4 protein-coding genes are annotated in these 12,885 nt (G+C 66.9%); 3 read left to right on the top strand and 1 reads right to left on the bottom strand.

Annotated elements, in window-relative coordinates; translation table 11 throughout:
* On the bottom strand, nucleotides 1-400 hold a 400-nt coding region (locus VGT77_RS12895; protein ID WP_327463200.1), incomplete at its 3' end, for a dienelactone hydrolase family protein.
* A 407-nt stretch (nucleotides 401-807) separates the two neighbouring features.
* Here VGT77_RS12895 and VGT77_RS12890 point away from each other — a divergent pair.
* Genes VGT77_RS12890 through VGT77_RS12880 form a run of 3 tightly spaced genes read left to right on the top strand, consistent with a single transcriptional unit; the run spans nucleotide 808 to nucleotide 12,475 of the window.
* The gene (locus tag VGT77_RS12890) at nucleotides 808-2,493 is read left to right on the top strand and encodes a ShlB/FhaC/HecB family hemolysin secretion/activation protein (protein ID WP_327463198.1); all 1,686 of its coding nucleotides are present in this window, start codon (nucleotides 808-810) and stop codon (nucleotides 2,491-2,493) included.
* A gap of 11 nt (nucleotides 2,494-2,504) precedes the next feature.
* A complete protein-coding gene (locus tag VGT77_RS12885) occupies nucleotides 2,505-9,434 on the top strand; it encodes a hypothetical protein (protein WP_327463196.1) in 6,930 nt (2,309 codons plus the stop codon).
* Nucleotides 9,431-12,475 (top strand): CHAT domain-containing protein, encoded by a 3,045-nt coding sequence (locus VGT77_RS12880; RefSeq protein WP_327463194.1) that lies wholly within the window; start codon nucleotides 9,431-9,433, stop codon nucleotides 12,473-12,475. The genes VGT77_RS12885 and VGT77_RS12880 overlap by 4 nt, the downstream gene beginning before the upstream one ends.
* Nucleotides 12,476-12,885: the final 410 nt, after the last annotated feature.

Here is a 12,885-nt window from a genome sequence, read left to right as displayed (position 1 = left end):
GCGCAAGCTCCAGAACTGTCATGCCGCCGAAGCAGAACCCGATCGCGGCAACACGGTTGGCCTGCACACCATCGAGCTCGCAGAGCGCGTCTAGGGCAGCGCGCACCCGGCGACGGAGATGCGCCGGGTCAGCTCGGAATGACGCAAGAGCTGCGTGCATCTCGTCCCCTTGGAGGACGCGGCCTTCACCATGCATGTCTGCCGCCGCGGCAATGTAGCCGAGTTTGGCTAGCCGCCTGCAGTGCTCGCGCACGTTACCGCCAATGCCGTCTGCTTCATGTACAACGAGAACGGCAGCGCCGTTCGATTCTGTCGGAGGGCGGTACAACTCGCCAAGAAGCGGGAGATCGCCGTCGCCATAGCTCCATGACTGCGCGCTGATCTCGTCATCTATCTTCATAGGTGGGGCTCGACGCGGGACTGGCCCTCATGTTCCGCCAGCATCGCAAGGGCGAAGTTGCGCCCATTGCAGCCGCTTGGACCCAGACTCGGGAACGGCTGCTTCCGACCCATTGCGGACATTGGGCTCACGTCAGCTAAGCGCCCATAGGCGCCGATCTTAGCATCGCCTCCGCAAGCGGTGCTGTTGTCCTGATCTAGGCTATGCTTGCCTTGGCTGCTCGGCTAGCCCTTGTCTCCGTTTCTAAGTAGCGACTTGCAAGCAGCCGCTGGATTGCTGAACTGGTTCAGCGGTTTAGGCTTGCGCTGAGGCCCCGATAGGTCTCTAAGAATTGAAGACACCGCAAAGGTGCACCGGGTTCGATCGGGCGCGCGAACCTCAAGGGAACGGTTCATAAGGGGGGAAGTGTGGGCGTTTCGCTCAGGCTTGTGCGCGTCGTAACGTTGTTCGGATCGAGCCTGGCGGCGGTCACCGCATCGGCTCAGGTCGTGCCTCCCACACGCGAAGAAGTGTCGCCGCCCGTCGCACCTGCGCCGGCGGGACCGCGCGTGCGTGTCGATGGCGGCATCGAACGCGCTCCTTGTCCTCTCGACGACCCCGCCTACGCCAATCTGAAGGTTACCGTCACTGCGGCGGTGTTCAACAACCTCAAGGGCGTCTCTCCCGAGGAGCTCGCCCCCGCTTATCGCGCCTATCTGGCGCAAGAGCGGCCGATCAGCGTCGTCTGCGATATCCGCGATGCGGCGGCGACCTTGCTGCGCAACCGCGGCTATCTCGCGGCCGTCCAAGTGCCGGTGCAGAAGATCGAGAATGGCGAAGTGCGCTTCGAAGTGCTTTATGCGCGCCTCGCGGCAGTGCGGGTGCGCGGCGAGGTGGGCGGCGCCGAGCGGCTGATCGCGTCGTATCTGGAGCCGCTGACCCGCCAGGAGGTGTTCAACCGCATCGAGGCGGAGCGCAGCCTGTTGCTGGTGCGCGACCTGCCCGGCTATGACGTGAGGCTGACGCTGCGCCCGGCGGGAACTGGGCCCGGCGAGGTGGTTGGCGACGTGACCGTCACCCGCACGCCCTATGTTGTCGACCTGAACGTCCAGAACCTTGCCGGCCGCGACACCGGGCCCTGGGGCGCGCAGCTTCGGGCCCAGTTCTTCGGGCTGACGGGCCTCGGCGACCGCACCAGCATCGCCTTCTACTCGACGGCCGATTTCGACGAGCAGCAGATCCTGCAGCTGGCGCATGATTTCCGGATCGGCGGGCAGGGGCTCACCATCAGCAGCCGCTTCAATTACGCCTGGACCGAACCCGACATCGTCGACGCGCAGGGGAACCCGTTTCCGGTCAAGGCGCGAACGCTCTTCGCCAATCTCGAGGCCGGTTATCCGTTTTTGCGGACCCAGGCGGCCAATCTGCGCGGGGCGCTCGGTCTCGATTTCGTGAACCAGGAAGTGAAGTCGCTCGGCACGTTCCTGAACCGGGATCGGCTGCGCGTCGCCTATGTTCGCCTGGACGTCGATGCGACCGATCCCCGGCTGGGGGCGGCGCCTGGCTGGCGGGCCGCGGCCAACGTCGAGCTGCGCCAGGGGCTCGATTTGTTCGACGCCCGCAGTCTCCTGCCCCGCGCCTTCGGCGATCGCACCGCAACGCTGGCGCGGATGTCCGCCTATGGCGAGGCGCGGCTGGCTCCCAACCTCAGCTTCTCCGTCGCGCCGCGGGGGCAATATGCGTTCGACCGGCTGCTGAGCTTCGAACGCTTTTCCGGCGGCAACTATACGATAGGCCGCGGCTATGACCCCGGGACGGTAATCGGCGATCACGGACTCGGGCTCGCAGCCGAGCTCAAGGTCGAGCAATGGACGCCGTTCGGGGGCCGCCAGATCACGCTTCAACCTTTCGCCTTTGCCGACGCGGCCCGCGTCTGGGAAAAAGGTGGCCGCTCGGAGACTCTGACCTCGGTCGGCGCGGGCGTCCGCTCCGGCCTGTTCAGCCGCGCGCGGCTCGATGCCACGCTCGCGGTGCCGCTGGAGCGCGCCGGGCCGCAGAACCGCCGCGGCGACGTGCGCTTCCTTGTCTCGCTTACGACCAAGCTGCTGCCCTGAGGAGCGCGTATATGCTCACGACCCGCACCGCACGCCCGAACCGCCGCATTGTCGGCAGCACCTCGGTCCTTGCCCTCGCAACCGCATTGGCGGTGCCCGCACACGCGCAGACCGCGCCGCTCGCCTACAATGCGCCCGACCCGACGATCGCGTCGGGCAGCGTCAATTTTAATCGTGGCGTCACGCCCAATGTCGAGACCTACACGATAAACTCGCCCACGGCGGTGATCGACTTCACGCCAAGCGATACCGGCCTCGGCGGCGGAGCGATCAACTTTCAGAATGCTGGCTCCACGGTAACCTATAACGGACTGAGCGGCTTCACCGTACTGAACCGGATCGTGCCGGCCGATCCCAGCCGCGCGGTTCAGTTCAACGGCACGGTAAAGAGCCTGGTCGGCAGCGCTTCTCCGGTGACAGGCGGCAGCGTCTGGTTCTACAGCCCAGGCGGCGTCATCCTGGGCAATGGCGCCGTATTCGACGTCGGCAGCCTGTTGCTGTCGACCGGCGATCCGACCGGCGGGACCGGGACGATCAGCTCTACCAGCACTTTCATCCTCGAAAGCGCTGCCGGCAGCAACGCGGCCATAACCATTCAGCAGGGCGCCCAGATCAAGGCATCGCCCGAAGGCAGCTACGTCGCGCTCGTCGCGCCCGTGGTGCAGCAGAATGGCACCGTGCGCGTCAATGGCTCGGCGGCCTATGTGGCGGCGGAGGAGGCGAACCTGACCTTCTCGCAGGGCCTGTTCGACGTCGCGGTGACGGTAGGCTCCGACGGGCCGACCGGATTTCCGCTGATCCACCAAGGCTCGACCACGGGTCCCGCAAGCACCGGTAGCGGCGATCTGCAGGGCATCTTCATGGTCGCAGTGCCGAAGAACACGGCAATCACCATGCTGGTGGCGCCGAGCGGCGACCTCGGCTTCGACGTGGCGGGCTCGGCCGGCGTCGAGAACGGCGCCATATATCTCCAGGCGGGCGGAAGCTTGTCCACTAACGGGTTCGGCAATGTCGAGAACCGAGTGGACACGCTGCCGGACTCCGCGCTGAGTGCAACAATCAGCCTCGCGGGCGGCAACTCCGCGGGATCGAAGATCACCTCGACCTTGATCGCTCAGGCAAGCGGCGACACCAATGTCGTCTCCACCAACGCCAATGTGCTGACCGGCTTCCTTGAAGAGGCGTATCTCTATTCCGGCAAGATCGCGAGCCTGACGAACAGTTCGAGCACGCCGTTCACCGCCACCAAGCGGGTGGTGGTGAACGCCTTCGGCACCGCGCCGGGCCAGGCGAACGTGCTTGCCAACAATGGCGGCGTGATGACCTTCCAGGATCAGCTGGATATCTACGCGTCGAGCTACCCGGGCCGCGGCTTCCCGGTCGGCTTCGATGTCGACACCGGCGGCCACGCCTTTTTCCAGGCAAATGGTGCCGGCTCCTCCATCACCGCCCAGACGGTGAACCTGAACGCGATCGGCATTGGGCCTTCCTCGGGCGCGACCACCCTAGGTGGCAAGGCGCAGATCCTGGCGACGAATGGCGGCACGCTGTCGCTGAAGAGCGCCGATCTCAACGCCCGTGCCACCGGCTTCGGCTTCGGCAACAGCGGTACTGGCGGGCAGGCACTGCTGGTGGTCGACGACGGCACGATCTCGATCACGAACAACGCCTTTGTCGACGCGCATGGCAGCGGCTCGGGCGGGGCAAGCGGCATCGGTGGCCTCGCGCGCCTCTTTGCGGGAGCAGGCGGCGGCTCGATCACGGCGAAGGACACGTTTCTGTCCGCGCAAGGCGACGCCTTTAGCACCGGCACGGGCGCTGCGGGCAACGGCACCGGCGGGACGGCTGCCATCGATCTCTCGGCGACGACGGGAGGCGCGACCACTTCGATCATGCTGAACAGCGCCGACCTGCGCGCGGATGGTGGCGGAGGACAGGGCGGAAGCGGCGGCAGCTTTTCCGGCGGTTCCGGCATCGGCGGCACGGCGCGGCTGAACGTCAATCCGGGCACCTCGCTTTCCACTCCCGCCTCGCTGCAGTTGCTGGCGAGCGGAAGCGGCGGCTTCGGGAGCGCCAGCGGGGCCGGCGGCTCCGCGACAGCCGGCAAGATCCAGGCCAGCGTCGTCGGCGGCTCGCTGAGCTTCGCAAATGGTGACGCACGCTTCATCGCGACCGCTGCGGGCGGGGGCGGCGGCACCGGCTCCAGTCCTACGTCTCCGGGGGGAGCCGGCGGCGCGGGTCTGCCGGGCCCGGGCGTCAGCTTCAATGCCGCGTCCGGCGCAATGATCAACGGCCGGTCGATCACCCTGGATGGCAATGCCTTTGGCGGTCAGGGCGGGCAGGGCAAATCCGGTACCGGCCTGTCTGGCTCGGGCGGCGCGGCAACGGCCTCGCCGGTCACCTTCACTTCCAACGGCAACAGCCAGATAAAGCTGGCAGACCGCTTCACTCTGTCCAGTTCGGCGTTTTCCGGCGGAGTCGGCTCCGGCACCAGCGCAGGGAGTGTGACGGGCGGCACGGGGACTGCGGGCAACGCTTTCGCGACCATCGGGAGCGGCCTGCTCGAAGCCGCAGAGATCTTCCTAGGCGCGAACGCCAATAATGGTTTCGTCATCGCCAGCGGCGCCGACGGCGGCGACGCAATCGCGGGCAAGGCCGTGATAGTGGTGGAGAGTGGCGGCACGGTGCGCACCACCGGCGGAATGTCTATCACCGCTACGGCCTCTGCCGGCAACAACACAGGCGGCGGCGACCTGTCCGGCGGCACCGCGCTCGGCGGACTGGCCGAACTGGTCGCCCGCGGGTCGGTCGAGACGAACGGGTTCGAGCTCTATCTCGACGCGAATGCCCGCGGAGGTGACTCCAGCGCGGCGAGCGGCGGCATCGGCGGCAAGGGAGAAGGCGGCAGTGCTCGCGCTCAGGCGGAAGGCGGTGTGCTGACGGTCGGAGGCGATGTCGACATCTTCACCGACGGTGTCGGCGGCAACGCCCTGTCGGGCAACGGCGTGGGCGGAGAGGGGATTGGCGGCGAAGCGCGGTTCGGGACTTTCGGAGGGCCCAGCAGCAGCAAGGCGATGGTTGGAGGCTTCGTCCGGCTGGATGCGAGCGGCTATGGCGGTGATGGCGGCAACTTCGCCGGGGGAACCGGCGGCAAGGGCAGCGGCGGCAGGCCTTCGGATCCGAACAACAATGTGTTCGACAGCGGCGCCTTCCTGGCCGTTACCGGTGGCACCGTGACCATCACCGATGCCGTCGACATGGTGGCAGGCGGGTTCGGCGGCTCGGGCGCGACCAAAGGCGGCGCCGGCATTGGTGGGGACGCGGAGATCTTCGCGGCAGGCGGGTCCATCACCGCTGCGGCGACCGTCTCGCTCGAAGCAGCCGGCGAAGGTGGCTTTGCGACCTTCGGAAGCGCGGTGAGCGGAGCCGGCGGCGACGGCACCGGCGGCACGGTGTTCGTGATCAGCGATTCCGGCGGACGCTTCGGCGTGCCGGTCGGCGCAGCCAGTTCGATCCAGCTCGGAACCGTCGCGATCGACGTGAGCGGAACCGGAGGAGATGGCGGCGACGGTCCTAGCGGCAGCGCGGGAGGCGCCGGCGGCATCGGCACCGGCGGTGCGGGCCAGACAGTGGGGCAGGCGGGCAGCGGCACGCTCAAGATCGACACGCTGATCCTGTTCGCGCAAGGCGAAGGCGGAACGGGCGGTGACGGTGGCGCCGGTGGCGTCGGCGGTCAGGGCGGCGCCGGCATCGGCGGGTCCGGCATCAATGTCGGCACGGTCAGCGGACCTGCGACGCCCGGGAACAGCGGCTCGGCCCAATTCGGGGACGTGACCATCATCGGCATCGGCCTGGGTGGCCAGGGCGGCGATGGCAGCGGCGCCGCTGGTGGCGCGGGCGGAGCGGGAACTGCTGGCGGCGCCGGGCTCCTTTCCCGAGGGGCTCCGGTGACTGCCGGGAACGTGTCCCTGAACGCGGGTGCGTTCGGCGGCGCGGGGGGCGACGGGACGACCCAGGGCGCGGGCGGTGCGGCAACCGCAGGCCGCATCTCGCTGCTCGCCACCAACCGGTTCAATCGGACCGAACGCGGGTCGCTGACGGCAAATTCCTATACCGGTAGCGCCAGCGCCCTCCCGGGGTTCGGCAGCACGCCGGGCGTAACCACCGCCGGCTTCGTGCAGGTTCAGGTCAGCAAGGCGGATGCGACGCTCGGCAGTCTCGATATGTTCGCCACCGGCGACAATGCGCCGGCCGTGGGTTCGGACAATTTTCTCCGCGTCGACAATGGGGTGCTCGACGTCGCAACCGGGCTCAACATTTCGGTGGTTGGGGACCTGAACCTCGCCATCGTCGACAATGGCGTGGTGCGCACCGACAGCCTGTCGCTGAGCGCCACTGGATCGCTGACGCCGCCGCCAGTCGGCACGACGCCCGGCCTGTTCGACGTCCACAGCGACTTCTTTGCGAGCTTCGGTGGCGATTTCGTCACCCAGACCGATTACAACCTGACAGGCTCGATCCGGGTCGATGCGCAGGGTCGGATCGAAGTCGGAAACATCGCCGCCGGGGGAACCGTCGATCTACTGAGCGTCGGTACGCTGCAGGTCAAGAACGTCACCGCTGGCGACAGCATTCTCCTCAGCTCGGAGGCTACCGTCACTGCGGGGGACCTGAGCGCGGGGACAGGCGATCCCAATTTCATCCTCGGCGATGTGTCGGTCGAAGGCACGCAAGGGGTCACGGTCGGGGCTGTGCAGGGTGTCTTTGTCGACATCAGAGACAATCAGGATGGCCTCGCGACCGCCGGCGTCGTCGCCAGCAATATCAAGGGCGAGTCGATCAGTGTGCTTGGCGGCGGCAACGTCACGCTCGGTACTGTGGACCAAGGCAACTTCTTCGCCGGCATCGATGCGGACCAGTTCGGCAACGTCTTCCTTCAGGCCGCGGGCATCCTTGCGACCGGCAGCGTCACCACAGCTTCCTCTGCATCGCTGATCGGCGATCTTTCGGTGCAGACGGGTCAGATCAGCGCGGGCGACAGCATCTTCATCGTCAGCGATGGGGCCATTGCGGCCGGCAACCTGACGGCTGCGCTGGGCAACCAGGGATCGGTCTCCGGTGATGTCGAGGTCTTCTCAGGCGGGCAGCTCCTGACCGGCAACATTGCGGGCGCGACGATCGACTTGAGCAATCTGGGCACGGGCCAGATCGCGACCGGCAATCTGAAGGCCGAAACGATCGGCATCCGCAGCCTGGGGAGCATCGCCGCAGGCAATGTGACGACTGGCGACTTCTATTCGGGGATCGACACCAGCGGCGATGCATTCCTGATCGGGATCGGCGCGGCCGGCAGCATCGCCTTGGGCAATGTGAGCGGCCTCACCTCGGTCGGTATCGCGTCCGAGCAAGGCAGCTTGACCGTCGGGAGCCTGCAGGCGGAGGAAAGCCTGTTGGTCCTTGCCACGTCCAACGTCACCGCCACGGGCGTGAGCGCCGGCAGGAACCTGTTCGTGTCCAATGTGAGTGTGCTCGACAGCGATCCTGCATTCGCCGGTCTGGAGAGCATCGACGATTTCGGCACCAATTTCGATCCGGCAACGCTTGCGACCGCGACGCCCGTGCGCCTGGCAGGGCAGATCAACCTCAGCGGATCGGTGTCCGCAGCTAATATCGCGCTGGCGGCGAGCGGCGGGATCAGCACCGGCACCATCTCCGCGTCCGAGCGGCTGCTGCTAGACAGCGGCGGTTCGCTGTCGCTCGGAGGCGTGTCGAGCAGCATGGACCTTGTGCTGTCCAGCGACTCGGTGATCAGCTTCAGCGGCGATGTGAGCGCGCCGAACATCAAGCTGACTTCCGCGGATCTGGCTCTGACAAACGGTGCCCGCCTCGGTGGAGCCAACACCAACCAGCTTGCCTTGCTCGCCACGCCGGGCCGCACCATCAGCTTCGGCGGTTCCGAGTTCGAGAGCAGCTATTCGATCAGCGGTGCCGAGGCGCAGGGGCTCAGGGCCGCCAATGTGACAATCGAAGCCTCCAACCTCGTGACGGTACGGTCCGCCACGCTTCAGGCGTCGTCGGTGCCCAATCTGACGATCCGCAGCGCCGGCAACATAGTGGTGAACGGTGCCTTCGCGGTGCAGAATGCGAGCTCGACCAACAGCGTGTCGTTCGAAGCTGGTGACCGGCTGGCCGTGTTGACCGACGCGGGTGGCAGCGTGACGATCACGGGTTCAAGCGATCCCGCCGGAACGCTCAGGCTAACGGCGAACAATATCGTCGTGACAAACTCCAGCATCGCCGAGCAGCTCCAGTCCAACCCGAACTTCGCGGGACGCGACCAGGCGCTGGCGGCGCCCGCCGAAACGCCACGTCCCGAAGGCTTTGTCCGCGCTGGGCGCCTGGAGCTGACCGCGCGCGACCTTGCCGTGATCCAGAATAGCGGCACGGCGACGCAATTTGGCGGCTTCGACGCCGGCCAGTCGATGGTGGTGCGCAACCGCACCGGTTCCGGCAATCTCGACCTGGTCATCTATGGCCGCGTCCAAGGCAATGACGGCCCCGGCGCACGCGGCCTGATCACCTTGGCTGCCGGAGAGGGCGCGATCCGCCTCGTGCCAAGCTCCACCATCAATGGCTGTCTCGTAACAGGCGACAGCTGCGTCGTGTTCGAGCCGGAGCCCGAAGAGCCGACTGAGGAACTTGCCCCGGTTCTCGTCCAGATTCCGGACTTCTTCGAGGCGCAGGTCCTAACCCCTGTCGGTCCGTCCGAGAACGACCCTGCTGAGGTTACCAAGCTGCCGACCATCAACCTCGTCACGGCAGTCGATACCGCACCGTTGGTTCCGGACCAGATCGTCACCGATCCGGTCAGCGGCGGCGGGAATCCCAGCCTGTGGGAAACGCCTGCATCCGAAGAGCCGTCGCAGGGAGACGAACAGTGATCCGGTCGAAACTCCTCACCTTGGGCGGCGCCGCCATCCTCGCAGGCCCCCTGACGGCTGCGCCGAGCGAGCCGCTCAGCATTCGGGAATCCTTCCGCATCGGCAGTTCGGGAGTGAGCTGCACGGCACAGCTCCGCCCGATGGACGCGAAGCTGAAGGACATGTTCGACCGTGGCTATGCGATCGTGTGCCGGGATGCCGCGGCGCCGGTGGGCTCGCTCTACGCGCTGAAGGGCGACGACGGAGCCCGGCTCGCATCCGCCGGTCGCCGCTGCGATGCCGCACAGGCAGCCGATATGCCGGGCCTTGCCGGAGCACAGGTCGTGGAATGCGAAGGCGAGGACAAGCTCCGCTACCGCACCTATACTCTGGTCCGCGGCAAAACGCTCTACGCCGCCGAAGGCTTGGCCGGCTATGATTCCGCGCTGAAGCTGGGGCTTGCCAGCATTGCCACTGACCGGCCGGTCACCGGCGAAGTGCAGGTGGCTGTCACGGCTGCCGGGGATCCCGCCGCTTTTGCTCGCGTGCAGGCCGGTGCCCTCGATCCGGAAGGGGCGCTGCAGCAGGGCTATGCCCGCAACAACGAAGGCAGCTATGCCGAAGCGGCCGAGTTCTTCCAAACCTTGTACGAGCGCACGGCGGGAATGGGCGAGGCGCCCCGGCTGACCGAATATCTGGTTAACCAGGGCCTGCAACAGTCGAACCTCGGCCAATTCCCTGCGGCGACGGCAGCATTCGAGCAGGCCGAAGGACGCGGAGCCGCCGCCGACCCGATCGCCGGGCGCCTGCTCCGCAACTTCCGCGCGCTGCACCAGATCAACCAGAAGAGACCCGCCAAGGCTCTCGAAGAACTGCAACGTCCGGTGGCCGATGTGGACCGCTATGCGGCCGATGCGCTGAGCGCGGCTGAGATCACGCCGCGTCTGGCGCAGGAGATCAACCGCGCCAACGCCGCCCTCAACCGCACGGCGGGGCTGGACAGCCGGCTCCAGCCTTATGAGCGGGCCCAGATCCTCGATGCCCAGAAGCAGCAGATCGAGGGCATCGCGCTGCGCCTGCAGGCGCGCTATGCCGACGCGCTCCGTGCATTCGCCCAGGCGGAGACGGCGCTAGCGAGCGTGCGGCAGGGCCGGGTCGCTTCCACCGCCTTCATGCGCTCCGAAATCGCGGGCGAGACCGGGATCGTGCGCGAGATGGGCGGCGACGCTGCTGCGGCCGCGGCGGCGCTTGGTCGGGCGGTGACGCTGCTCGAGGAGAGCTATCCGCAATCGGCCGCCCTGCTTCAGGCCAAGGCACGACTGGCAGCCTTTTACGGGCGGGCCGGCCGCGAAGACGAGGCTGTCGCGCTCTATGCCGCCGTGATTACCGAGAGCGAGCGAGTGCCCGGTGCGGCAGCGGCGATGCGGGACACGCTCGCTCCCTATTTTCGACTTCTCGCCGCGCGATCCGCCAATGACCCCAACGCCGCATCCGCAATGTTCGCCGCCAACCAGGTATTCGTGCGGCCGGGCGTCGCGCAGACCCAGGCTGTCCTCGCCCGCGAACTGTCGGAGGGCGATGACGAGGCGGCGATGCTGTTCCGCGAGGCGGTCAATCAGTCGCGCGAAGTGGTCAGGCAGACGGCCGAAGTCGCGAACATGGCTGCCGCAACTCCGGACGAGGGCAGCGAGGCTGCCATTGCGCTCGCAACCGCGCGCGAGCGGCTGAAGAACCTTGAGCGAGACCAGACTGCGCTTCAATCCCGCCTCAGCAAATACTCGCGCTACCGTGTCCTTTCACCCCAGACTCTCACGCTTGCGGAGCTGCAGAAAACGCTGAAGCCTGGAGAGGCCTATTACCAGCTGCGGCTAGTCGGCCAGGATGCCTATGCGGTGTTCGCGACGCCGGAGCGGAGCCGTGCCGTCAGGATTGCCGCCAATGCCGCGCAACTCGGCGACACTGTGGCCAGGCTGCGCGACAGCATCGTGAAGCTCGACAATGGCGAACTCGTTACCACGCCGTTCGACGTGGTGCGCGCCCGCCGGCTCTATGCGACCTTGTTCGATCCGATCGGCGCCGACGGGCTGACCGGCGTCAAGCACCTGATCTTCGAGCCGGATGGTCCCCTGCTTCAGCTGCCGGTGACATTGCTGGTGGCGGAACAGGGCGGCGTGGATGCCTATCTGAACCGGATCGCGGCTGCCAATGCCGACAAGTTCGACATGCGCGGTGTTGCCTGGCTGGGCAAGGACCGAGAAGTCACCACGGCCGTGTCGGCTCGCTCCTTCGCCGATGTGCGGCAAGTCGCTCCTTCGACGGGCAAGCGCGCATATCTCGGGTTGGGCGAGAACGCGCCGCCCTTCACTGCCGCTTCCTTCCTGTCGACCAGCACGCCCGCTTCGAACGATCCGTGCGATTGGCCGCTCGAGACCTGGAACAAGCCAATCTCGGCGGCGGAGTTGCAGTTCGCGCGCGCGGCGCTCGGCACGCAACAGGCGGCGGTGCTGACCGGTGCCGACTTTGCCGACACAAACATCGTCGGCCGGCCCGACCTGCGCGACTATCGCGTGCTGCACTTTGCGACGCACGGACTGGTGACGGCGCCGCGACCGGAGTGCCCCGCCCGTCCGGCGCTGCTGACCTCGTTCGGCGGGCCGGGGTCGGACGGTCTGCTCAGCTTCAAGGAAGTTTATGACCTGAAGATCGATGCGGATTGGGTGATCCTGTCGGCATGCGACACGGCGGGCATGGCGACCGTCAGCGCCACCCGGGAAGCAGGCGTCGCCACCGGCGGCAATTATGCGCTGGACGGTCTGGTCCGCGCGTTTGTCGGCGCCGGCGCGCGCGCGGTCATTGCCAGCCATTGGCCGGTGCCGGACGATTACGATGCGACCAAGCGACTGATCACGGGGCTGTTCAGTGCAGCGGGCGGCACGCCCGCCGGCGAGGCGTTGCGGGCGGCGCAGGTCCAGTTGATGCAGGATGCGAACACGTCGCACCCCTATTACTGGGCCGCCTTTGCCATTGTCGGCGACGCCGAACGGCCGCTGCTGCAGCGTTGAGCGCCTGCACTCCTGGTGCACGACTCAGCGCTGCGTTATGGGACTGTTCCGGTGACAGCAGACCTTGTCAGGCTCGTAGATCGGCTAGTTGCTATTGGGGGGGCGGCAAGGACGCCTGTGGCGATACGGGTAGCGTTGGCACATGCGATTACGCCAGCACGTTCAAAAGCGAGGCGGCTAAATGTCCGCTTCCCACCCTTAGCGGACATGAGGTGTGCGGCCGGCCTGGACGTCCGAAACCGACCCATAGCGGACATCGAGCAGGGAGCGCTCAGGCCTACAGCTCAGCGCTCGAAACACTCAGAGGCAGAGTATCACTTTGGACCGGGTGCCGTGCACGAGATGGTGTGTTTCGGCCGAGCTGCCTTTTCCAATCACCCGCGCCAGCCGCGCTCCGGTGAGTGTGCCTT

The sequence above is a fragment of the Sphingomonas sp. genome (genome assembly GCF_035944535.1).
GTDB lineage: Bacteria > Pseudomonadota > Alphaproteobacteria > Sphingomonadales > Sphingomonadaceae > Sphingomonas_B.
Note: the sequence above shows the minus strand (reverse complement) of the source record. Positions and strands in the feature narration are given on the sequence as shown.